The sequence below is a fragment of the Kosakonia sp. MH5 genome (genome assembly GCF_009935945.1).
GTDB classification, from domain to species: Bacteria; Pseudomonadota; Gammaproteobacteria; order Enterobacterales; family Enterobacteriaceae; genus Kosakonia; species Kosakonia radicincitans.
In genome coordinates this window covers 495,629-518,933 of sequence record NZ_QODH01000003.1, presented here as the reverse complement: position 1 = coordinate 518,933, position 23,305 = coordinate 495,629, and the positions used below count along the sequence as shown (strand labels likewise).

At 52.2% G+C, this 23,305-nt stretch carries 18 protein-coding genes and 5 pseudogenes; 6 read left to right on the top strand and 17 right to left on the bottom strand.

Annotation, left to right across the window (positions count from 1 at the left end; all coding sequences use genetic code 11):
- Positions 1-5: 5 nt before the first annotated feature.
- From DK872_RS12235 to DK872_RS12225, 3 genes are read right to left on the bottom strand one after another with little or no spacing between them, the layout of a single operon-like run.
- The gene (locus tag DK872_RS12235) at positions 6-461 is read right to left on the bottom strand and encodes a RidA family protein (RefSeq protein WP_007370412.1); all 456 of its coding nucleotides are present in this window, start codon (positions 459-461) and stop codon (positions 6-8) included.
- On the bottom strand, positions 451-1,656 hold the full coding sequence (locus tag DK872_RS12230; protein ID WP_035887703.1) for an amidohydrolase family protein: 1,206 nt from the start codon (positions 1,654-1,656) through the stop codon (positions 451-453). Before DK872_RS12230 ends, DK872_RS12235 begins: the two co-directional genes overlap by 11 nt.
- Positions 1,653-2,609 (bottom strand): PDR/VanB family oxidoreductase, encoded by a 957-nt coding sequence (locus DK872_RS12225; protein WP_035887701.1) that lies wholly within the window; start codon positions 2,607-2,609, stop codon positions 1,653-1,655. Before DK872_RS12225 ends, DK872_RS12230 begins: the two co-directional genes overlap by 4 nt.
- Positions 2,610-2,776: 167 nt before the next feature.
- On the opposite strand from DK872_RS12225, the pseudogene DK872_RS27545 reads away from it, so the two are divergent.
- Positions 2,777-3,016 (top strand): annotated as a pseudogene (locus DK872_RS27545) (LysR family transcriptional regulator); the annotation flags it as partial.
- Between the two features lie 55 nt (positions 3,017-3,071).
- Here DK872_RS27545 and DK872_RS28000 read toward each other — a convergent pair.
- The 3 genes and pseudogenes from DK872_RS28000 to DK872_RS12205 all read right to left on the bottom strand — a co-directional run bounded on the left by DK872_RS28000 (position 3,072) and on the right by DK872_RS12205 (position 5,631).
- Positions 3,072-3,644: pseudogene (locus DK872_RS28000) on the bottom strand (SMP-30/gluconolactonase/LRE family protein).
- A 101-nt stretch (positions 3,645-3,745) separates the two neighbouring features.
- Positions 3,746-4,219 (bottom strand): DMT family transporter, encoded by a 474-nt coding sequence (locus DK872_RS12210; RefSeq protein ID WP_161518397.1) that lies wholly within the window; start codon positions 4,217-4,219, stop codon positions 3,746-3,748.
- A gap of 14 nt (positions 4,220-4,233) precedes the next feature.
- Entirely contained in the window at positions 4,234-5,631 is a 1,398-nt protein-coding gene (locus DK872_RS12205) for an amidohydrolase family protein (RefSeq protein ID WP_007370407.1), read from the bottom strand.
- Positions 5,632-5,776: 145 nt separating this feature from the next.
- On the opposite strand from DK872_RS12205, the gene DK872_RS12200 reads away from it, so the two are divergent.
- Complete coding sequence (locus tag DK872_RS12200) at positions 5,777-6,676, top strand: LysR substrate-binding domain-containing protein (RefSeq protein ID WP_007370406.1); 900 nt, start codon at positions 5,777-5,779, stop codon at positions 6,674-6,676.
- A gap of 116 nt (positions 6,677-6,792) precedes the next feature.
- On the opposite strand, the gene DK872_RS12195 is transcribed toward DK872_RS12200, so the two are convergent.
- Positions 6,793-7,599: an SDR family NAD(P)-dependent oxidoreductase gene (locus DK872_RS12195; RefSeq protein WP_035887697.1), complete on the bottom strand. Its 807-nt coding sequence runs from the start codon at positions 7,597-7,599 to the stop codon at positions 6,793-6,795.
- Between the two features lie 173 nt (positions 7,600-7,772).
- Between DK872_RS12195 and DK872_RS12190 the strand changes: the two genes are divergently transcribed.
- A complete protein-coding gene (locus DK872_RS12190) occupies positions 7,773-8,960 on the top strand; it encodes an MFS transporter (RefSeq protein ID WP_035887695.1) in 1,188 nt (395 codons plus the stop codon).
- Here DK872_RS12190 and DK872_RS12185 read toward each other — a convergent pair.
- From DK872_RS12185 to DK872_RS12175, 5 genes and pseudogenes are all read right to left on the bottom strand, one after another.
- Positions 8,937-11,684: a winged helix-turn-helix domain-containing protein gene (locus DK872_RS12185; RefSeq protein ID WP_237656194.1), complete on the bottom strand. Its 2,748-nt coding sequence runs from the start codon at positions 11,682-11,684 to the stop codon at positions 8,937-8,939. The two genes, DK872_RS12190 and DK872_RS12185, sit on opposite strands and share 24 nt — an antisense overlap.
- Before the next feature lie 850 nt (positions 11,685-12,534).
- The gene (gene wcaA, locus DK872_RS12180; protein WP_255416478.1) at positions 12,535-13,422 is read right to left on the bottom strand and encodes a colanic acid biosynthesis glycosyltransferase WcaA; all 888 of its coding nucleotides are present in this window, start codon (positions 13,420-13,422) and stop codon (positions 12,535-12,537) included.
- Positions 13,423-13,431: 9 nt separating this feature from the next.
- Positions 13,432-13,740: pseudogene (locus DK872_RS27820) on the bottom strand (pentapeptide repeat-containing protein); the annotation flags it as partial.
- Between the two features lie 247 nt (positions 13,741-13,987).
- Positions 13,988-14,431, bottom strand: a pseudogene (locus DK872_RS27535) (integrase core domain-containing protein); the annotation flags it as partial.
- Positions 14,432-14,940: 509 nt separating this feature from the next.
- Positions 14,941-15,369, bottom strand: a complete 429-nt coding sequence (locus tag DK872_RS12175) for a hypothetical protein (RefSeq protein ID WP_107147135.1) — start codon at positions 15,367-15,369, stop codon at positions 14,941-14,943.
- A gap of 420 nt (positions 15,370-15,789) precedes the next feature.
- Between DK872_RS12175 and DK872_RS12170 the strand changes: the two genes are divergently transcribed.
- Positions 15,790-16,092 carry a hypothetical protein gene (locus tag DK872_RS12170; protein WP_007370400.1) on the top strand — a complete coding sequence of 101 codons (303 nt, stop codon included), beginning with the start codon at positions 15,790-15,792 and terminating at the stop codon, positions 16,090-16,092.
- Here DK872_RS12170 and DK872_RS27530 read toward each other — a convergent pair.
- A pseudogene (locus tag DK872_RS27530) lies at positions 16,084-16,353 on the bottom strand (site-specific integrase); the annotation flags it as partial. The gene DK872_RS12170 and the pseudogene DK872_RS27530 overlap by 9 nt on opposite strands.
- A gap of 232 nt (positions 16,354-16,585) precedes the next feature.
- Between DK872_RS27530 and mutS the strand changes: the two are divergent.
- Positions 16,586-19,147, top strand: coding sequence for a DNA mismatch repair protein MutS (gene mutS, locus DK872_RS12165; protein WP_035887689.1), 2,562 nt, complete (start codon positions 16,586-16,588; stop codon positions 19,145-19,147).
- A gap of 97 nt (positions 19,148-19,244) precedes the next feature.
- Here the strand turns inward: mutS and DK872_RS12160 are convergent, their stop codons facing one another.
- The 3 genes from DK872_RS12160 to DK872_RS12150 are packed head-to-tail and all read right to left on the bottom strand — an operon-like array spanning position 19,245 to position 21,515.
- Positions 19,245-19,481 (bottom strand): non-oxidative hydroxyarylic acid decarboxylases subunit D, encoded by a 237-nt coding sequence (locus DK872_RS12160; RefSeq protein WP_007370397.1) that lies wholly within the window; start codon positions 19,479-19,481, stop codon positions 19,245-19,247.
- A 10-nt stretch (positions 19,482-19,491) separates the two neighbouring features.
- Complete coding sequence (locus DK872_RS12155) at positions 19,492-20,922, bottom strand: non-oxidative hydroxyarylic acid decarboxylases subunit C (RefSeq protein WP_161518395.1); 1,431 nt, start codon at positions 20,920-20,922, stop codon at positions 19,492-19,494.
- Positions 20,922-21,515, bottom strand: coding sequence for a non-oxidative hydroxyarylic acid decarboxylases subunit B (locus DK872_RS12150; protein WP_161518394.1), 594 nt, complete (start codon positions 21,513-21,515; stop codon positions 20,922-20,924). The genes DK872_RS12155 and DK872_RS12150 overlap by 1 nt, the downstream gene beginning before the upstream one ends.
- Before the next feature lie 170 nt (positions 21,516-21,685).
- Here DK872_RS12150 and DK872_RS12145 point away from each other — a divergent pair, with 170 nt between their 5' ends.
- Positions 21,686-22,096: a MarR family winged helix-turn-helix transcriptional regulator gene (locus DK872_RS12145; RefSeq protein ID WP_007370394.1), complete on the top strand. Its 411-nt coding sequence runs from the start codon at positions 21,686-21,688 to the stop codon at positions 22,094-22,096.
- Positions 22,097-22,155: 59 nt separating this feature from the next.
- Here DK872_RS12145 and rpoS read toward each other — a convergent pair whose 3' ends face one another.
- Positions 22,156-23,148, bottom strand: coding sequence for an RNA polymerase sigma factor RpoS (rpoS, locus tag DK872_RS12140; RefSeq protein ID WP_007370393.1), 993 nt, complete (start codon positions 23,146-23,148; stop codon positions 22,156-22,158).
- Positions 23,149-23,305 lie beyond the last annotated feature (157 nt).

Sequence of the window (23,305 nt, the reverse complement as noted above, 5' to 3'; positions counted from 1 at the left end):
TCGTGTTATTGCGGCAACCACGCCGTCGCTTCAACTTCAATTAAGACATCCGGGCTGGGCAGCATTTCACTCACCTGAACCACGGTAGAAACCGGTGGCGTATCGGGGTAAAACAACTTGCGCACCCGGCTGTAGTGCGGAAAGTGATCCAGATTGCGGAAGTACTGCACCAGTTTGATCACGTCGCTCATCTGGCCGCCCGCGCTCTCAATGGTGGTGCGGATGCTCTCCAGCACATACCAGCTTTGCGCCAGGATCGGCCCTTCTTTGATATCGGTGGAGAACTCACCGGTGCGCCCCAGCAGTTGCTGCGCCCCGGCGGGGATATCGTCGTAACCGCGCACAATCAGCGCGGTTTGTGGGTTCACCGGGATAATGCCGGAGAGAAAGATAAAATCGCCCGCGCGTCGCCACGCGGCATACTTCGCCAGCGGTTTACCCGCCCCAGCTTCAAGTGTCATTGCTGAATTCCCCATAACAGATCCCCTGTTTCAACCGATAGCGACTGCGGCTACGCAGTGGCCAGCTTGCCGCCTCGGCTGCAGGGAAAATGACAAAATCGTTAGCCAACACATTTGCACCATCATGCAACGCCGTACGCTGACAAATCAGTGCCGATGCTTCATCAAAGGCCATACCCAGCTGCGCACTCAGCAGGCCGCTGAACAGCGTGTCGAGCGGGTCGTAGCTGCCGACCGGACAGAACGCGTCCTGCACGTTATCCGCCCCTAACAGCAAGGGGATGCCGCGCGCCTGCGCCTCTTTAATCAGCGTTAAACCGCGCTGACGCGGGGTGCGTCCCGGCACTGCGTCCTGTAACAGCAGGTTGGTCAGCGGCAGCGCAATCAGGGTGACGCGATGTTGCGCCAGCACCTCAAGGATGGCCTCGCCGTCTTCCTGCTGCGCCAGGGCACAACCGTGGCTACAGGTAATGCGTCCGTTAAACGAATACTGCCGCAAATAGCACGCCAGCCAGCGCAAGCCCTGCGCATCGTGGCTCAGTTCTTCGTCGATATGCAGATCGATATCCAGCTGCCAGCGTTCCGCCGCCTGCAATAAATGGGTAAACGCCTGGGCATCCCAGTTGCTGCTGTGAATAAAGCCCCCGAGCAGCGCACCACTAGCGGCCACCTGGGCGGCGATATGATCCGCCTGGGCGGCATCAGCAAAAAAGGTCACCGGGGCCAGCGCGACACGTTCAATGGTGCACAGCGGATGCTGCAACTCACCCACAACCTGCCATGCCAGCGGGGCATCGGCAGCAAACCAGTCGATATGGGTACGCAGCAGACCCACACCGGCCTCCACCGCCCAGCTCAGTGCCTGGCTGGCACGCTGCCGCAGGTCGTCCGCACTCCAGCGCACCCGGTCCTGATGCATGGCGGCGATGGCTGCCAGCAGGCCCGGCTGTTGGGGCGGACTGCGCTGCGCGGTGAAGGTTTTATCGAGATGCGCGTGGGGTTCAATCAGCGCTGGCAGCACCAGTGCACCATTGAGCGCCAGATAGCCACTAACATTCTGATCCGGCTCGATCCGGGTGCCCTCTTCGCGGAAATGCAAGGTTGCCAGCGCCGGTTGATCGCCATCCATCGGCCACTCTTGCGGCAGCAACCAGCGGGGTAAACGCGCACCTGTTGCGCCCGGATAGGCGCTCACAGGTCGAGTACCAGGAGTGGGGAACGGGCACGCGAACAGCACAGCACGATGCAATCATTGGCTGTGCGCTCTGTCTGGCTCAACACTTCATCGCGATGATCTGGCTCACCATGCAGCACACCGGTAATGCAGGCTCCGCACATCCCCTGTTCGCAGGAGAGTTCAATGTCGATCCCGGCACGCTCCAGCACCTCCGCAATACTTTCATCAGCATTGATGGTGTAACGCGCCCCGCTCGAGGCGATTTCTACCGTGAACGTGTCGCCAGCAACCGATTGCGTGGCAGCACTGGCTTTGAATTTTTCACTGTACAATTGATCAGCGCGCCAGCCGTATTTCAGCGCTAACTGATGCAGATGGTCCATAAAACCCGCCGGGCCACAGCTCACCAACACGCTGTCGTGCGACTGTTTAAGATCGGCCGGGACATGCTGACGCAGACTGTCACCTTCGCTGCTGTAATGCAGCACCACGCTCGCGCCAAGTTGCTCCAGCCGCGCGCTGAACGGCAGTTCATCATGGCGTTTGAGAAACAGATGCAGCGTGAAATCGGCACCCTGCACCGCCAGCTGTTCCGCCATTACCAGCAGCGGCGTCAGGCCAATACCGGCGGCAAACAGCAGCGTACGCGGTGCCTGCGGCAAGGGAAAATGGTTGCGTGGAGCGGAGATGGTTAAGCTCGCCCCGGTCTGCACCTGATGGTGCAGCCAGCGAGAGCCGCCGCCCGATGCCTGATCGAGACGGACGCAAATTTGGTAGTGCCCCGCCCCGGCAACGGAGCAGAGCGAATACTGCCGCTTGCCGCAGTCGGGAATGGTCACATCAATATGAGCACCGGGAGTGAACGCCGGTAGTGGATGACCACTGGCAGACGCCAGGGTCAGTAGTACATTGCCAGCACCGTTGAACTGCTTTGCGATGACGGTGACAGCCAGATTCTCTGCCTGCTTCATGATAATCCTGCATACCACGGACACGTCATCAGCCGGAAGGCCGCGCGTAGTCTCGTTTTTATCGTGATTGTGATTATTATGTTGCCCGCGTGTAAACGTCCATCCGTTTAATTCGCACGAAGTGTTGCAAAAAAGAGAACGCCATTATGTTTGCCTTCTCCCGGTAGCTGATCTATTTCACCGAGGTGGTCCCCAGGGTTCACTGCGAAAGGCTTCCGGGACGCTGCATGTGTCGACATCCTCTATCGACCGACAGATTTTATGAGTGGAACAGCCGCTGGATATGCCGCTGTTTGAATGTCTTCCATAAAAATTACGTATGACGGCGGGCGGGAGAAATCCTGCAAAACGCGGAGAAGAACTGGCAGCGTAAGTTTGGTCGCGCCTGTACTCAGTTGGGTGATTTGAACTGCTCCCCGTTGATCAATATACCGTTCTGCCTGCATGCGATAATCAGAGCCGTTACGTTGTGTACGCTGCAAACCAACTTTCTGGCAAACCGGCGTATAGGTCTGATTCGGCCTTCATCAGTGCGCCGTCGTACCTTGACGGCGCAGAGAGGCTCACACAGGCACTGAGGCAATACAGGGTTGTGAATCCCTCGCCTGCCAGCGTCGAACAGGTGCTTTGGATTCCAGGGGATGTATGGCCGCATTGAGTCGGTGAAATTTACCGACCACTTTGACGGGATAACTGTCATCCATGGTTCCAAAGACAAAGTTACCAGAACGGTCGCTCCGGCCATCTCCGATACGGGTACCCGCTTCCCCTGGGGACGCTGCAACTGCGGTAAAAATACCAGTACTGAGTTCATAAAAGCCTAAGCCGGACGCCAGCCCCATCAGCAGGACATCCCGTCTTTTCGGTAAAGGCAAACGATCCAAGGCGTTCAGGCAGAGACCATCGCATCACAACGTTACTGTCTTCTTGTAAGACGAGTAGTTCACTACCTTCAATGTCCGTCCAGAACAGCCGGCGTGTTCTTTCGCACCAGAGAGGACACTCTCCCAGCAAATTTCTGACATCAGTTGCCATGTTATTTCTCCAGGGAAAAGTACGCAGTAGCTTAAATAAATGCACACGGATGTCTGCAGCAGGGCAAACCCGTAATAAGCAGGGAGCAGTATTTCACTCTGTTAATGCAGAAAACGCTCAGAAAGCCGATCGCCGAACAGCATGATGGCAAGCCCTGCCAGCATGACCAGCATGCCACCCAGCTTTAGCACCGAAACCGGACGCCGGATGGCACCCAGCAAACCAAAATGGTCAATCACCTGCGACGAAAGCAGTTGCCCGACAATCGCCAGCCCGAGCAGGGCTGAAAAACCAATTTTCGGCGCGAGCACGACATAGCTGAACAGGGCACATGTACCGATCAGCCCGCCCGCCAGACTCCACAGTGGCTGAGATGGAATGGCGGCAAGCGAGGTGAATAATCCTCCCCGCAGCAACGAGTAAACCGCGAGGCTGAACGCCCCGGCCGCAAAGGAAAACAGCGCGGCAGTCACTGCATCTCCGCCTAACCCTCTTGCCAGTTGGCTGTTCAGGGTCGTCTGCAGGGTGATCCCGAGGCCTGCGGCAAACGCGATTACGTAATAAATCATGCTCATGCGTTTCATCTCTGTCAGTGTGTCTGCTCCAGCGGCAGGAAGGTTTCCGCAAAAATATCAGGCTTATATCCTGCAGCAGCAAACAGATGTTGACGCGATTCATCAATCGCTGCGTGAAGTCGCGAGCTGTCGACGCCCACGACTTTGCCGTTCTGCTTGACGATGCGTCCGCCGATCATGACGGTATCAATGTTGCTGCGCTCTGTCGCATGTACCACCGTGCCAAAGGCATTCCCGGAGGGATAAAGGTTGATGTCGCTGGCGTTAATCAGGATCAGATCGGCTTGTTTACCCGGTGTCAGGCTGCCGATTTTGTCCTGTAGCCCGGCACAGGCCGCGCCATCGACGGTCGCCGCTTTAAGGAGTTGTGCCGCCGGAAGTGTTGTCAGCGAATGTGCGGAATCGCAGCAGTGCTGCTTGTGCCTGCCCATCACCCGCTGCAGGTAAAAGGCCACGCGCATTTCCATAAACATATCGGTACTGTAGGACGTTTCGTTATCCACGCTCAGGCCCGGGTTGATACCGTGACGTTGCGCAGCCTCAATGGCAAACATACCGTCTTCAATGCCATAGTGCGCATCAGAACGCGGGCAGACGTTCACCCGGACACCCGCTTCGCGCAGGATTTTCCATCCTTCGTCAGGCAGCGATGTGCAATGATTGAAAATATTGTCCGGCCCGAGAAGGCCCCGCTGATGCAGCGATTCAAGCTCAGAGGCCATCTCAGCACCAAAGAATTCAGTGACGATCGGCACCCCCAGCCTGCGGGCCTCGGCCCACATCTCTGGCTCCAGTTGAGCCATAACCGCAAGAGAAACAAGGCCTTCAGGATTGTTCCTGAAATACTTTTCCTGCAGGCGTTGCCAGTTACCGGGCCAGTGCGCCTTGTCCCATTCACCCGATACCGGTGCGCCGGAAGCGTGTACAGCGCGGATGCCCGCATCAAGCAAAGCCTCAACGGCCGCGTCTGAATGCGCAGCGGTGCGGCTGTTATGGGAATTATCAATGATTGTCGTGATGCCTGCGTCAATCGCGCCCAGCGCTGTCAGCAGGTTACCCACATAGATATCGGAAGGGCGATAGTATTTGGCAAAAGAGAAGTGCGTGGCGTTGCTGTAATCGTCCAGACAGGTGGCATTAGGGTTAATGCGGCGCAGTTGTCCTTCCCAGGAGTGACGATGAGAATCCACCATCCCCGGCATGGCAATCATGTTTGCGGCGTCTATGACGCGGGCTTTCTCTGCGTTCAGGTTCTGACCCACGGCGGTAATGGTTGACCCGCTGATAAGAATATCACCGCGCTCAATATTCCCTACGTTATCATCCATACTCAGTATCGTTGCGCCACGGATCAACGTCGCAGGGGAAGTTGTATTCTGATTATTAACAATATTTCTCACGTAATCGGTCATTTAAAGAGCCTCTTTTCTGGTCAACAGAAAAACGATACGTCACTCAATTAACCTGAAAAAGATGCTTAACGCGTTTTCATTATTCATAATCTGCGAATAATGAAGTTAACTATCGGCAGCGTTATCGGCTCTGGAGAGAAGGACTATGGATCGTATTCAGGCGATGCAGATTTTTACGCGGGTTGCTGAAGCCGGAAGCTTCGTGCGCGCGGCTCAGACGCTTTCACTGCCGTCATCAACCGTCACCAGCGCCATTAAAAACCTTGAGAAATACCTGCAGGTACGCCTGCTTAACAGGACAACGCGGCGGGTGAGCCTCACTCCCGAAGGTTTACAGTATCTTGCACAGTGCCGGGAAATACTCTCGTTAATCGAGCATGCTGAATCCAGCCTGACGGACGCCGTCAAAAGGCCACAGGGACGTTTACGGGTGGATATGCCCGGAGGGATCGCCCATTTCATCGTCATGCCAAATCTGAAAGATTTTTACCGGCGTTATCCGGACATCTACCTGATGATAGGAGTAAGCGATCGGCAGGTCGATCTTGTCCAGGAGGGCGTGGACTGTGTGATCAGAACGGGGGAACTGAGCAACTCGACGCTGGTTGCCCGCCTGCTGGGCCGCTTTCGCTGGATAACCTGCGCCTCGCCGGACTATCTCAGGGAATACGGTATTCCGCAGTCGCCCGTAGAGTTGTCCCGGCATCGGGCAATCCACTACTTTTCCAGCCAGGCGAGGCGTGCGAACGAATTGCGCTTTGTCCGCGGAGCAGAAACACTTTCCGTTCCTGTAAGCGGAGAAACCGCCGTCAATGAAACAGGACTGTATATCAAAATGTGTCTTGACGGTTTCGGGCTGGCGCAGCTTGCCGAGCGTATTGTCTCGGAGCATCTGCAGGAAGGAAGGTTAATCGAGGTTCTGGCAGACTGGCAGCCGCCATCAGTGCCGGTCACATTGCTTTATCCGCATCAACGCTTTCTTTCTCCCGCCGTGCGCGCCTTTGCGGACTGGGTTGCCGCGCTCATAGAAAAACCAGCCCGTTAAACTTGCCGATACCAACCGATACGCGCAGATTCAGGCTTCACGACACTCAATACAACGCGTTTTTGGTCGTGCAATCAGACATGATCCCCGCTCTCATCCTTGAGGGGTGTGAAAAATCACATAAACCGCTCTGCTCCGCCTGAAGCTTCAATTGTCTGCCCGGTAACAAACTGATTTCTATCTGAAAGCAGAAAAGCAGTAATTGATGCAATGTCTTCGGGAAGCCCAAAGCGGCCTACCGGGGTCTTCTCTTTACCCAGTAAAGCCATAACCTCGTCGTCCGTTTTGTCAGCCAGTTCAGGACGCCGAGTGCGGACATTCGGTAGCATATTCTGCGCCCAGTTATCCGTCGCGACAGCGCCTACACCAATAGCATTAACCAGAATGCCATCCGCGGCCACGCTCAGCGCTATGCTACGGGTCAGGTTGTTGATGGCAGCGCTCAGTGCATGTGAGACGGTAAGTTGCGGGTTGGGATAGATGCCGCCAATAGATGAAATATTGACAATCCGTCCCCAGCCTCGTCTTTGCATTCCGGGTATTACAGCCTTGCAAAAGCGTCGCATGGCGGAGAATTTGGTCTCCGTCATTAACTGCCACTCCTCTTCCGGGGTGGTTAACAGCGTGCCCGCATGTGCTCTTCCGGCATTATTCACCAGCAAATCAATGTGCTGAAAAACCTTTTCTGCTTGTTCAACCACCCGAGAAGGTAGGTCGGGATCCGTTACATCCCCGGCGACAGGCAGCGCTGAAACACCATATTTATCGGTGATTTTTTTTGCCGCCAGGATCAGCTCAGGTTCTCGTCTGGAAACCATCACTAAATGCACACCATTGGCGGCCAGTTCTTCACAAATACTGAAACCAATCCCGCTTCGCGCTCCGGTTACCAGAGCCACTTTTCCTGTCAGTTTTAAATCCATGGGTTGCTCCTCAAATTAAGCACTGTTAACAACATAAGAAGGATTAGTAACCGATCTTAATTTCAGAATCTTGGGCAACAGAATTCAGACGTCTGAAAAAAACGGCCAAAGCGTTGAGAGCCGCCTCTGCTTATTCTGCAAAAAAAGAGTGAGCTTAGAGCGAGGAGTGGCCAGTGCGTACGGACAACCACGAGCTTTCTTCTGCCAGGATTCTGATGCTGGCAATAATTTGCTGTATTGTTGTAGCGAATATTTATTTTAACCAATCCGTTCTTAATCTGATCGCGGGTGCCTTTCCCAATGAATGGGAAGCGGTTTCGTTAATCCCCATGGCCACCCAGTTAGGCTATGCGGCGGGTTTATTATTTCTGATCCCACTGGGTGATTATATTGAACGTCAACGGCTTATCCTGCGTCAGGCTCAGGTGCTTTTGCTGGCGCTGATCGGCATGATGCTATCCCCAACGGCGACTGTACTGGTGTTCTTCTCGTTCCTTACGGGTATGGCTGCAACCGTTGCCCAACAAATAGTGCCGCTTGCTGCCTCTCTCTCCAGGCCGTCTTCCCGGGGCAAAACAGTAGGTACCGTGATGAGCGGTGTCCTCGCAGGTATTCTTGCTGGCCGGGCTATCGGAGGCCTCATCGGTCAGTATTTCGACTGGCGTGGCGTCTTTTTGTCCGGCGCGCTCATGACATTGCTGGCGCTATTTTTCATCGCCCGCCTTTTGCCTTCTCAGACGTTGCCCACGCCAACATTTCACTATCTGGCGGTATTACGTTCATTAGGTGATCTGTGGAAAAGCGAGCCGCAAGTACGTAATGCGACGCTGACACAAGCCATGCTGTTTGCCTCCTTCAGCGTGCTGTGGACCGTGCTCCCTTTCTGGTTAGCCCATCGCTACCATTACGGTGCAGGCATAACCGGAACCCTGGCGATTTTGGGACTCATCGGTATTCTGTGTGCGCCTCTGGCGGGAAGTTTCAGTGACCGCCAGGGATCATTTCGAATGGTTGTTTTTGGTGTGTTACTGATGCTGTTCGCCTGGATTGTTTTTTGGGGCTGGAACAGTATGGCGGGTATGGTGGCGGGCATTTTACTCCTGGATGCGGGTGAACAATGTGTACTGATAGCTAACCAGCACACGATTTATTCTTTGCGTCCGGATGCCAGAAACCGGCTTAATACTCTCTTTATGAGCGTTATGTTTATTGGCGGGGCATGCGGTTCATTGGTGGCTACCGGGTTATGGGAGGCAACGCATAGCTGGACACTGATCTCCTCAGCGGGAGCCGGGCTGGTGATGATGGGATTATTAACAGCCGTGAGACGTCAAACTTCAGGTCGCCATTCGGGCACATAGCGCCAGAGCGTGTCTGACATCCGTCGCGCTGTCTGAGCCATCGACATCATGTAAAACGTTTTCTATTAACTGGTTAGCCGCCAATTGTTCTCCGGCTTCCACCAGCAACGTTGCCAGTGAATAAGCAATACGCAGGGACCAACCATGTGCCTGTTGCTGTCGTGCCTTGTTCAGCGCCAGCTCTAACAACGGGCGTTGCTGCTGCGGAGGTAACTGCGCGGCGGAAAGACGCATCAACTCAGGCGCGCACCAGTTTTCATGATCCAGCCTGGCGGTTTGCTGCGATATCCCGATATCAATTTCTGAGAGCAACGGGGAATATTGCCAGTCTAATCCCATCGCACGCAGCGAACTAAACAGTGTACTTTGACCCACGTCGGCATGGCTGAACCGTTTTGCCCAGACAAGAAACAACTCGCCATAGGTCTTCCAGAAATACAAATCATGCTTTTCTGCCAGAAAAATAAGCCAGTTTGCGGCCTTTACAACCCAACGCGGATGGCGATCAAGCGCCGCTGTCATACAGGCACCTTCAGCCAGCGCGCAGCAAAGCGAGCAGGCATGCTGTAAACGCGCGGTTTTTTTCACACCGCGCCATGCCATCTGTTTCGCGGCCTGATACTCCCCCTGTACCCAGAGCAAGCGAGACAGAAAAGCCATACCAGCACTCTGTTGATCAAGACCGAAACGAAAAGAGTGGCTTACGCTCTCCCGATCGTACCAGGCCAGCGATTGCAGCAGGTAATTGCGCCCGACAGCATGCTGCCCTAAAAAATGCAGTGAAACGCCGAGAAGACGTAGCCCGGTAGCCTGCGCCTCCGCGTCTTTGATGGCGAGCGCGAGATCATACAGCGACTGCGCATGCAGAAGCGATGTATTCAGCTCGCCCGTGCGCAAGCAATACAACCATAACCCGTAATGCGCCTGCAAACGTATCTCTTTGTCGTCGAGCTTTTCTGCCAGCGTCAGTGCGGTTTGCCAGGCTGAATGGGTTTCAGATGTCGGGCCTTTTGCCCAGGTTGATGCCTTACCCGCTGCGGCACAGAGATGCATTCTCTGGCGTAACGTTAAAACGACCCGCGAGCTATTTTCATATAACAGAGGAGAGATATGACGCTGACATTCATCATAGAGGGAATATTCAATCCAGAAAGGCGTCATAGCCTGTAAGATCGCCAGCCCTGTAGAGGAATCACGCCCCTCGGTTAATGTTTGCTGTAAAACACTGCGCAAATCATTAAGGATGTGACGATAACGCTCCCGCCACTGTTCCGTCGGCAGCACCAGCCAGTCAGCCTGGGCCTGTTCCACCAGGGCTTTATAATAATCGGCGAAACGGAGAGAAAGTTCTTCATATTCATCATGTTGCCTGAGTTTATTGCAGGCGAACTGGCGCATGGTTTCCAGCAGACGAAAACGGGTTACCGGCACCTGGCTACTGACCTGAATCAGTGAAAGTGCGAGCAACCGCTGCACATCGTCAATCACCTGCCAGTAATGCTTGTCCCTGGACACCAGAAAATCAGTGACGGATTGCATACTGAACGTGTCGGTGAAGATGCCCAGCGTTCTGAATAACCGCTGTTCGCGCGCGTTGAGTAACTGATAAGTCCATTCCAGCGTGGTCACTATTTTCTGGTGTCTGGGAACCAGTGCGCTGTGCGTATTGCTCAATAGCTGGAAACGGTCCTCCAGACGGCTATAGATCTCGCTGACGCTCATTACTGGCAGACGGGAGGCTGCAAGTTCAATTGCCAACGGCAATCCATCAAGATGGCGGCATAATTTGCCAATCAGCGACAATTCACTGTCAGAGGGATGAAAATCATGTCGGTTGGCCTGTACACGCTCGATAAAGAGACGGACGCTGGCAAAAGAGAGTAGCGTTTGCTTATCGCTGTCTGTCTGTTCAGGAATTTGTAATGGCGGTAATAAATATTGTTGCTCGCCAGCAATCTGTAATGCTACCTGACTGGTCAACAACAGCCTGCTATGGGGAGCCACGTGCAACAGCGAGGTTATCACCGGTTCCAGTTCATTAATTAAATGTTCGCAGTTATCAACCAGCAGTAAACAGCGGCGTCGCGCAAGCTGTTGCCGTAAATCGGCATCATGATGCAGGCTAACTAATGGAAGATGTAGCGCCTGAGAAAACACAGATAACAAGCTGGAGGCTTCGGTGATATGCGCCAGTTCAACCACGCAAGTTCCCTCCGGAAAATGCGTGCGCATAAGATTGACGACTTCCCACGCCAGACGCGTTTTCCCCACGCCCCCGGAACCTGTAATCGTGACCAGAGGGTGGTGATTTAATAACGTACAGACGTCCTGCACAGCCTGGTCCCGCCCTAAAATCGACGTCAGAAAAGGGGTAACAACAGGCTCGGGTAGCTCTGGTTTCGCAGGCGTTTGCAGCGGTGCACTATTGATATTTAAGCGGTAACCACAACCAAATTCGGTGACAAGTAGATGCCGATCGTGACCCAGAATGCGGCGTATAGCGGAGATTTGCGCCTGAAGATTATTTTCTTCGACAATTTCATTTCCCCACACCTGAACAAGTAAAGCCTCTTTACTTACCGCTTTACCTCCAGCCCGCAGCAGCACAACCAGGACATCAAACGCTCTGGCAGAAATTCTTACAGGCTTACCCCGGTGCAACAAAATTCTCAGCTGGGGCCAGATTTGCCATTCGGCAAAGTGCATCTCATCGGTTGTTATCATGGTGTTGAGATCTTCTGTTTTTGACCATCCGGATGCACTGCGCGCAGAGAAAGCCATCTTTAACGGAAGTCATTATCAGCATCGGGTTATGCAGTGAGTGTGCTCTTCGGCCTGTATTTCACCGGCGCCATCCGGAACCGCGTATAAAAAGAACCACGGCCTCACTGTAACATAGCCTTTAATCGCTATGGGTCTAACAGGCACCTCAGAGACATTTTAGAGGGCGTATCTTCAGCAACACCCCGGAGAGTTTTATTGAGTATTACACTGGGATAATTGATAACAGTAAGCGCCGACACCACTCCGGTTACCTGATGCCACCGGCAGAATATGAACGCCGGGCTCCGGGGAAGTCCAGGTTTTCAAAAACTGAAACCGAGCAATTTAGGACGTGCTGTAATTACATCTTTCTGAAAGAGTGAGTCTATCTGTTTTAGTTTCGCGTACCTCGTTTTCGTTTCCCAAACAGAACTCATTCAAGAGCCTTAAGGAATATCTGAGGTGATAATTGTTTCAGTGATACTGCCACTGTAACGCCTGAAAGCGGCAGGTTGACGGCTATTCTCAAGAAAGTAAATTAAGCCCAATAATATTCAGCAGCAACTCATCTCCGGCACCTTTATTTGATGAAATTCAGGTGACCATCTTCAGAAAACACACCGATAAAGATCCAGACTGCTATGTAATAAAATAGTCGATAATGTCACAACATTTCTGACACACCCATTGACTGAACCCTGCAACACTCTATATAATTCTGGAACAGAACAAGAGCAATAAATATAAAACATAATTCTTTATTTTGTATGCTTACAACCTAACCCTAAAGAGTACAAATATGTTTTACATATCAGAACTTCCTCTTTCTGAAATTTGAGTACATCATGAAGTATCTTTTAAAATTTCGTACAGTCATTAACCTCATTAAAGTCTTAAGGGACATTTTTTTGTTTCTGATATAATACAAAGTAAATAATTGATATTTTACACTGGAAGTGTCAAATTTGGATTTGTGTTTCCTGTAGAAATTTAAATAACCGGAAAATTTTCTACCAGAACACGTTATACGAACCTCACCATGATTGACGTAAAGGATTTGTGTAATATTTTCCAATTTAAACGGAGAGCCATATACTTCTGCGAGGCGATAAAAAGCATCATAATCTTGAGCCGCAGTCAATTCTGTATCGAATAGCACTTTCTGCATACGACTTGTTACTGTAAATACCTGATTACCAATAACATTCTTCTTATCAAATAGACTTTTTTTGTAATTGGGTTTGGGGTAGATCTTTAGATCATCAATGCTGTCATAGCTGGCACTTTCACACAAATAGTCTCCTGCATATAAAAAACCGTGATAGTTAAGTTTATATCGGTATGAAAGAAAAGATGACAATCGCGATGAAAGCCACTCGTCATCGTCGTCAAGACCGGTTATAAAGTCCCCTTTAGCAAGACGGATTGCCTGGTTTCTTACAGCACATGCTCCCGAGTTGTATTCATTTCTAATATAAATAATACGTGGATCATTAAGGTCGGATATAAACTTTTGCAGCAACTTAAACGATGATGAGAAATCATCAACGATAATGAGTTCCCAGTGTTCATAGTCCTGCTTTAACACAGAGTAAATAGCTCTAATGGTCAGTTTTTCCCGGTTCCATGTCGGCATATAGATAGAGATCAGTGGTCGTGCTGAAAGAGTATCAGATGCAAGATCATCTCGCTCAGAGATGGCGCCAGTGAAACTTGCTTTATCAAAATCACTCCCGGAAAAATCCACGCATGTACAGTCTGAATAATTAAAGTTAGCGCCCTGCATTTTACAGTTACTCAGATTCACACCCCTTAGATTACTGTAAGAAAAGTCAGTATCACGAATATCACTAAAAGATAAATCACTACCTGATAAATTAATATCCCGCAAATTAAGCCTCCGTAAGTCCATAAACCGAAGATCTGCGCCTGGCAGATCTGATTTATTATGTAGTTTTTTAATTGCAGCATGCTGATGTTTAAGAAATTTTCTTTCGATATTCGTTTTACTGTTCATTCTAAATAGTGACTTCTAAGATAAACACGTCTTAAGTTAATCACCCTGTTATTCCCCCGGCAATCCCAAATTTTCACTTTCAGAAATATATCAATACATTTATTAACGATACGTAATTTTTGTTTATGTTTTCCTGAAAATCTGGCTACCTGACCCCCACATATCCTTTAGCTTGAGAAGCGCAACGACTCAGTCAGTAGAGTACTGTCCAGAGCAGTGAGCTCGTCCTGATGTAAGTAGACCATTCTTAGTTCCATGCACTTTTTGAGATCCCGAACCTTTGATGTTCCAGGCGGTATTCCTCCAGTGTCATGTTATTCAGTGATTCGTGCGGGCGTTCATTGTTGTATTCTGTCCCCCCATTCCGTCATCTCCCGCACTTCATTCAGGGTTCTGAACAGATAAAAATCGAGTATTTCTATACTGATATGTTCGGTTAAAGCGTTCTATAAAAGCATTCAGAGTGGATTTCTCCAGCCGAATAAATTCCAGCTTTACCGCATATGCATCTCTGCTCATTCAGCCAGCGTCGGAGAAATAAACTCCGGGTCATTATCCATACGAAGCGATGACGAAATATCCATGGTTGGCCGCGCTGCTGTCGAGTACTCGGACCACTGGTTTCAGATCCAGCGTCGACCGACAACGCCTCTCGATTAAGGTCAGCGATGATCTGATGCTCAGTAAAACGGGCTTTACGCATAGCGATCTCCTTCGCTGGCAAATTGAATATGTCGGAAGATCTCTGAAAGTGAATGGTTCGTTTTAGCGGGATACTTACAGTTACTCCGGGTGACAATCTGATTTGTTGTCACAGCATCTCGCGCGAAGAGCTGATGCGTCTTCTTGAAACAGGCCGAACTGGGTACGCCGGTAAGCCCTTGATAAAAGAAGAATGCGTCAGGTTTGAGGACGATTAACCCTGCACAGATATCATCTTCTGGAGCCCTGGGCCTCCCAGGCTGGCAGAAAAATAACCGTTCAGGTACCGGAGCCACACGATTATCACATCAGAGTGATAACGATTAGACTTCCGTTATTTCTATTGATGCATTATCGCTACGGGCGGTAAGGGGTTTTGATTGAAGAAGATATATTAATCTCGCTGTCCATCAATGTTGCAGTGTAACCTGGAAATATATGTATTACGTAGCGGCTCATTTGAGCCGCATTACAAATTAAAGCCCTTTTAAAAGGCTTCTAGTTAATACTCCAGTAATCTACAACATCATTGCGGTTAAAGGTTATATAAAGGCGGTTTCCGTGTATCTCAGTATTTCCACTGCGTTTGTCTGAAAGCTTACCGGCTGTTGATGATGCTTCGCTGGCTGTGTTGGCCATGCCCAGTGCACTGCTAACAGCCCCCGCTCCCGGTATGTAGCCCGCCAGAGAAGATACACTGCTGTAGTCAGCATTTTTATGATAAACCCACGTAGTGCCATTTGAAGATTTTTCATTATCATCAGGAACGCCATAAAGTTGCTGTACCTGAGCTTTTGTCGTTTTACCCTCAACAATATGTGATTGAACATATGAAGCACTGAATTTATCTTCTCCTCCCCCCATAGATGAGCATGCGCTCAACAAAATAGCGGAAACAACAACAAGACATTTTAGGCTGCTATTCATTTGTAACCTCATTGTTAGTTTTGTGTAAAGTTTCTGCTTTCTATTACCATGAGTTTCAAAGACAGGCAACAAATTCTGTTGAATAACAATAGAAATGCAGGGGAAATAAATATCCCTGAAATCTTCCCTGGCAACTTAATTCTTTGTTTTATTTGGAAACCCATGCTCATTAAGTCTTAATTTCTGAATTAAGAATAGTTAAAGGTAACTAAACTATAAGCGATTAAAATTGTCAGGATTTGTTGAAAGACATTTGCAATAGCATCCCTCGGGTAGAGTGCTTGAGACTCAACGACAACCTGCAATCAGTAGTGCTGGAATTTCAGGAGCCGGGGGAGGGGCACTGGCGCACCTGTATGCGTGGTTATTGGTGCTTTTGTTGGCAGTCGCATGGGACATCAATGGGTTCCGGGACTAACCATGTTTAAGCTGCCGGACAACGTTACACTTCAACTCAGGGAAGAACCTATACCGACATCAATGGGAAAATATGAAGTCCTGATTGCTGGAAAAGGTGCGGACATTATGGTTCCTGTACAGGTGCCAGAAGCTGCTGTTCAGGTGGATGATAAACGGCTGCTGTTATTTCTTACTGATGACGTTCTCTATGAAGAAGCGCTTAAAATCGCACTGCTCGATCCGAAAGATGGAGCGAAAGAAATACTGACGCTGGGTAGCGCATACCTGACAGGATCGTTTACTGACCTGAACATATTGCGGTAACTGCTCCAGAATACCAGTTAGGCTGGTCGTTGTAAGAGCAACCTTGCCGTTGCGCTGAATACGGTTAAGCAATGCATTCCTGGCCTCTTTCGCGCGGATGGCTTTATCTACCGCTGCCGTGACGTGTATCTCCCGGTATTTACGCCCCTTTCCCTACCTGACTGTAAGAATGCCATTGTCATAGCCCCAGCGATCAAGGCTGGCCCCTTCCCCGGCCCGTAAGCCCGCACCGCAAAGGATCATTACAATGGCGGTATCACGATCATAGCGGAATATCAGCTTTATCTTTGTCACCCGGCTTTATCATTTCTACCGCTTTAAACGTCAGTGGCTTTGCCTGTTGTTTTCCTGCCATAAAGACTCCGTTATCATGCTTACTCCGCATTCCTGGGAAAACCTTCAGAATGCTTGTGAATGAGGCAAGGCGATACGCAACAAGAATGATAAAAATCGCCGGCTCGTTAAAATTTAAGCACATGGACATCATAAACTGATGAGTACACTAGAGAATTTCGACGCGCATACGCCAATGATGCAGCAGTACCTGAAGCTGAAAGCACAGCATCCGGACATTCTGCTGTTCTACCGGATGGGCGACTTTTACGAACTATTTTATGACGATGCGAAACGCGCTTCGCAGCTTATGGATATTTCACTGACCAAACGTGGCGCATCGGCAGGTGAGCCGATCCCGATGGCCGGGGTTCCGCATCATGCGGTGGAAAACTATCTGGCGAAGCTGGTGAGTCTTGGCGAATCCGTGGCGATTTGCGAGCAAATCGGCGATCCGGCAACCAGCAAGGGGCCGGTTGAGCGCAAAGTGGTGCGCATCGTAACGCCAGGCACCATCAGCGATGAAGCGCTGTTGCAGGAGCGTCAGGATAATCTGCTGGCCGCCATCTGGCAGGACAGCAAAGGTTTTGGCTACGCCACGCTGGATATCAGCTCCGGGCGTTTTCGCGTCAGCGAACCGGCCGATCGCGACACCATGGCCGCCGAGTTACAGCGCACCAATCCCGCCGAGTTGCTCTATGCCGAAGACTTTGCCGAAACGGCGCTGATTGAAGGCCGCCGCGGTCTGCGGCGCCGTCCGCTGTGGGAGTTCGAAATTGATACCGCCCGCCAGCAGCTAAACCTGCAATTTGGCACCCGCGATCTGGTCGGCTTTGGGGTGGAAAACGCACCTCGGGGCCTGTGCGCAGCCGGCTGTCTGCTGCAGTATGTCAAAGACACGCAGCGCACTGCCCTGCCGCATATTCGCTCCATCACCATGGAGCGCCAGCAGGACACCATCATTATGGATGCCGCGACGCGCCGGAATCTGGAGATCACGCAGAACCTGGCGGGCGGTGTCGAAAATACGCTGGCCTCGGTACTTGATTGTACCGTAACGCCAATGGGCAGCCGCATGCTGAAACGCTGGCTGCATATGCCGGTTCGCGATACAAAAGTGCTGACGGAACGCCAGCAAACCATTGGCGCATTGCAGGATCACTGCGGCGAGCTACAACCGGTGCTGCGTCAGGTGGGCGATCTGGAGCGTATTCTGGCACGTCTGGCGCTGCGCACTGCGCGTCCGCGCGACCTGGCGCGTATGCGTCACGCTTTCCAGCAACTGCCGGAACTGCGCGCGCAACTGGCGGAAGTGAAAAGCGCGCCGGTGCAGGCGCTGCGCGAAAAGATGGGCGAGTTCAGCGAACTGCGCGAACTGCTGGAGCGCGCAATTATCGATGCGCCGCCAGTGCTGGTGCGCGATGGCGGCGTGATTGCGCCGGGTTATAACGCCGAACTGGACGAATGGCGCGGTCTGGCGGATGGCGCGACTGACTATCTTGATCGGCTGGAGATCCGCGAGCGCGAACGCCTCGGGCTGGATACGCTGAAAGTGGGTTATAACGCGGTACACGGTTACTACATCCAGATTAGCCGCGGGCAAAGCCATCTGGCGCCGATCCATTACGTACGTCGCCAGACGCTGAAAAATGCCGAACGCTACATTATTCCGGAACTGAAAGAGTACGAAGACAAAGTTCTGACCTCGAAAGGCAAAGCGCTGGCGCTGGAAAAACAGCTTTATGAGGAGCTGTTCGATCTGCTGATGCCGCATCTGGGCGACCTGCAACAGAGCGCCTCTGCGCTGGCGGAACTGGATGTGCTGGTGAACCTGGCGGAACGCGCTTACACTCTGAATTACAGTTGCCCAACCTTCACTGATAAACCAGGCATCCGCATTACCGAAGGGCGTCATCCGGTGGTCGAGCAGGTGCTGAAAGAGCCGTTTATTGCTAACCCGCTGAATTTATCGCCGCAGCGCCGGATGTTAATCATCACCGGGCCGAACATGGGCGGTAAAAGTACCTATATGCGCCAGACTGCGCTGATTGCGCTGCTGGCCTATATCGGCAGCTATGTGCCCGCGCAAAAAGTCGAAATCGGCCCAATCGACCGCATCTTTACCCGCGTCGGCGCGGCAGACGATCTGGCCAGCGGCCGTTCGACCTTTATGGTGGAGATGACCGAAACCGCCAACATCCTGCATAACGCCACAGAAAACAGTCTGGTGCTGATGGATGAAATTGGTCGCGGAACATCGACCTATGATGGTCTGTCGCTGGCATGGGCGTGTGCGGAAAACCTGGCGAATAAAATCAAGGCATTGACGCTGTTCGCGACTCACTACTTTGAGCTGACGCAACTGCCGGAAAAAATGGAAGGCGTGGCAAACGTGCATCTCGACGCGCTGGAGCATGGCGATACCATCGCCTTTATGCACAGCGTGCAGGACGGCGCAGCCAGTAAGAGTTACGGTCTGGCGGTCGCTGCGCTGGCGGGCGTGCCGAAAGAGGTGATTAAACGTGCACGCAGCAAATTGCGCGAGCTGGAAAGCCTGTCGCCGAATGCGGCGGCCACGCAAATAGACGGCACGCAGATGTCGCTGTTGGCTCCGGCAGAAGAGACCAGCCCGGCAGTGGAAGCGCTGGAAAACCTCGATCCGGACAGCTTAACGCCGCGTCAGGCACTGGAATGGATTTACCGCCTGAAGAGCCTGGTGTAAGGCGCTGATTGCCGGTTGGCGCTTATCCAGCCTGGAAGTTTTCCGCGCAGTGATCAAATCCGGCCAGCAATTCTGTGCAGGCCGGGCTTCCATGCGGTTACCGTTGATTTTCTGCCAGCAGCGGCGGAATCGTCGGCACCTGCGGTGCGTCATCAATATCTTTCTGCGTTATACGAAACGCCTGTGGATAGTGCTCGCGGCTGGTACGACGCAGTGGTTCGGTATCACGCCAGGTGTATAAACAGTGCTGGCACTGGTACACCGTCCAGACCCCTTTTACCGGCGACGTCGCCATGATTTCAATGTGCTCATCGGCACAACGTGGACAGATCATTTTTCGCTCCTTATTTTTGGCGGCTCGCCAGCATGGCGGTCAGTTTTTCAGCCCATTCTTTGGTTTCCGGCAAATCACGTACCGGCTGGCTGTAGTGGCCACGGTTATCCGGCGCAACCGGCGTGGTGGCATCAATAATCAGTTTGTCGGTGATACCGGCCGGGCTTGAACCCGGATCGAGTTCCAGTACCGACATATTCGGCAACTGCACCAGATCGCCTGCCGGGTTTACTTTCGACGACAGCGCCCACATCACCTGCGGCAAATTAAACGGATCGACGTCTTCATCGACCATGATCACCATCTTCACGTAACCGAGGCCGTGCGGCGTGGTCATGGCGCGCAAACCCACCGCGCGGGCAAAGCCGCCGTAACGTTTTTTGGTGGAGATAATCGCCAACAGACCGTGGGTATACATGGCGTTTACCGCCTGCACTTCCGGGAACTCGGCTTTCAGTTGCTGGTACAGCGGCACACAGGTTGCTGGCCCTATCAGATAATCGATTTCCGTCCATGGCATGCCAAGGTAAAGGGATTCAAAAATCGGTTTCGTGCGATAAGAGACTTTATCGATGCGTACCACTGTCATGTTGCGCCCGCCGGAATAGTGGCCGGTGAACTCACCGAACGGCCCTTCGATCTCGCGCTTACGTCCTTCGATCACCCCTTCGAGGATCACTTCCGATCCCCATGGCACATCGAAACCGGTCAGCGGCGCGGTAGCAATCGGATACGGGCTTTCACGCAACGCGCCCGCCATCTCATATTCCGACTGATCGTATTTCAGCGGCGTGGCGCCCATCAGGGTAATAATCGGATCGTTGCCGAGCGTAATCGCGATGGGCAGATCCTCGCCGCGCTCTTCCGCTTTATGCAGATGCAGCGCAATATCGTGCATCGGTACCGGTTGCAGGCCGAGTTTGCGTTTGCCCTTCACTTCCATGCGGTAGATGCCAACGTTCTGCTTGCCAAAATGATCGGGATCGAGCGGATCGCGGGAAACAACGCAGGCTTTATCAAGGTAGAAACCGCCATCGCCATCGTTCAGGCGGAACAGCGGTAGAATATCGAACAGATTGATGTCATCCCCATCGACACTGTTCTCCGCCCACGGCGGATTGTCGCGACGTTCCGGGGCGACCGGGAACTTATCCCAGCGACGGATAAATTCGTCAATCTGCTGCTTAACCGGCGTGTTCGGCGGTAATCCCAGCGAAATCGCGTGGTTCTGCCACGAACCGATAGTGTTCATCGTGACGCGGGCATCAACAAAGCCGCGGATATTATCGAACCACAGTGCGGGAGCGCCTTCGCCAATGCGGCCGGTCGCGTTCGCGGCAGCGGCCAAATCCGGCTCGGCATTCACCTCTTCACTGATTTTCAGCAACTGTCCTTGCTCGTCCAGCGCCTGTAAAAAACTGTGTAAATCATCAAAAGCCATTATGCATTCTCCTGTGAATAATTCTGTGCCGCCTGCAAACCACCCCAGCGCTTCGCCTGCGGTAGCGAAAGACCGAACTGATCCAGCACGCGGGCGACAATATGCAGCGTGACGTCGTCAATCGTTTGTGGATGGTTGTACCAGGCGGGCATCGGCGGAACCATGGCGACTCCCAGGCGGGATAATGCGAGCATATTTTCCAGATGGATGGCGCTCAGCGGCATTTCGCGCGGCACCAGCACCAACTTGCGCCCCTCTTTCAGCACCACATCGGCGGCGCGTCCAACCAGCCCTTCGGCATAATCCGCGCGAATACCTGCAAGCGTTTTCATACTGCATGGAATGATGATCATGCCGTCGGTATGAAACGATCCGGAGGAGATTGTCGCCGCTTGATCCGCCGGGTTATGGCAATGATCCGCCAACGCAGCAACTTCACGCGGGCTAAAAGGGGTTTCCAGTTCAATGGTCGTTTTTGCCCATTTCGACATCACCAGATGCGTTTCTACCTGCGGCATCTGCTGCAATGCCTGCAACAGTGCAACCGCCAATGGCGCGCCCGTCGCACCGGTCATTCCGACAATTAGCTTCATTCTCCACCTCAATATTGTTCGTATACGAACGTTATGAGATACACTACGCCTGCAAAACGATCCTGACAAGGCATCCCAAAACGTTGCGGCACGAAAAGTGAAATTGAGGATCGTTATAAAGCAGCGCAGAAGCCGCTATGATAAGAAGAAGATCATGATGGAGAGCGCTAATGAAATTAAGGAATGAAGCATTTCACCTGTTGCGCCAGCTTTTTCAACAGCATACCTCACAGTGGCAGCAGGCGCTGCCCGAGTTGACTAAGCCACAATACGCGGTGATGCGCTCAATTGCAGAAAACCCGGGCATTGAGCAGGTTGCGTTAACGGAGGTGGCTGTCAGCACCAAGGCGACGCTGGCGGAGATGCTGAGCCGTATGGAGAGTCGGGGATTAGTGCGGCGGGAAAACGATCCGGCGGATAAGCGTCGGCGGTTTATCTATCTGACGCCGGAAGGAGAAAGGCTGCTGGCAAGCAGTATTCCCGTCGGCAACGGCGTGGATCAGGCGTTTCTTGGCCGTCTGAGCGCCGAAGAGCAAACCGCTTTTTCAGCGCTAATCAGAAAGATGATGGATAAAGCGTAACCGCAGAAAAGAAAAAGGCCGCGTCATCTGCGACCGGCCTTTTTGGCTTGAAAGGATGCTTATTCGCGGAACAGCGCTTCGATATTCAGCCCTTGCGTTTGCAGGATTTCACGCAAACGACGCAGACCTTCCACCTGAATCTGACGAACACGTTCACGGGTGAGACCAATTTCACGGCCCACATCTTCCAGTGTCGCAGCTTCATAGCCCAGCAGACCGAAACGACGCGCCAGCACTTCACGCTGTTTGGCGTTCAGTTCGAACAGCCATTTGACGATACTTTGTTTCATATCATCATCTTGCGTGGTGTCTTCCGGACCGTTGTCTTTTTCATCGGCCAGGATATCCAGCAGCGCTTTTTCAGAATCGCCGCCTAACGGCGTATCAACTGAGGTAATGCGCTCGTTGAGACGCAGCATACGGCTCACGTCATCAACCGGTTTGTCCAGCCGTTCAGCTATCTCTTCCGCACTCGGTTCGTGGTCCAGCTTATGGGACAACTCACGCGCGGTACGCAGATAGACGTTCAGCTCTTTAACAATGTGAATTGGCAGACGAATGGTGCGGGTTTGGTTCATAATCGCCCGCTCAATAGTCTGACGAATCCACCAGGTTGCATACGTTGAAAAACGGAACCCACGTTCAGGGTCAAATTTCTCAACGGCACGGATCAGCCCCAGGTTACCCTCTTCAATCAGATCCAGCAGCGCCAGACCACGATTACTGTAACGACGGGCAATCTTAACCACCAGACGCAGGTTGCTCTCGATCATGCGACGGCGGGAAGCGACGTCACCGCGTAGTGCGCGGCGTGCAAAATAGACCTCTTCTTCGGCCGTTAATAGTGGGGAGTACCCAATTTCCCCAAGGTACAGCTGAGTAGCATCTAATACACGCTGGGTTGCCCCCTGCGATAACAGCTCCTCTTCAGCCAGGTCATTATCACTGGGTTCCTCTTCTACTAAGGCTTTTTCGTCAAAAACCTCTGCTCCGTTTTCATCAAATTCCGCGTCTTCATTTAAATCATGAACTTTCAGCGTATTCTGATTCATAAGGTGGCTCCTACCCGTGATCCCTGGGCAACGCTCCTGAAAACGCCTCATTGCGCCCGTTGCAGCGGCATCTGCGCGCACTGCAACGGCTCAGATGGGGAGTCTTCAACAACCTTGCACCGATTTATCGCTGCGGCAAATAGCGCAGCGGGTTTAC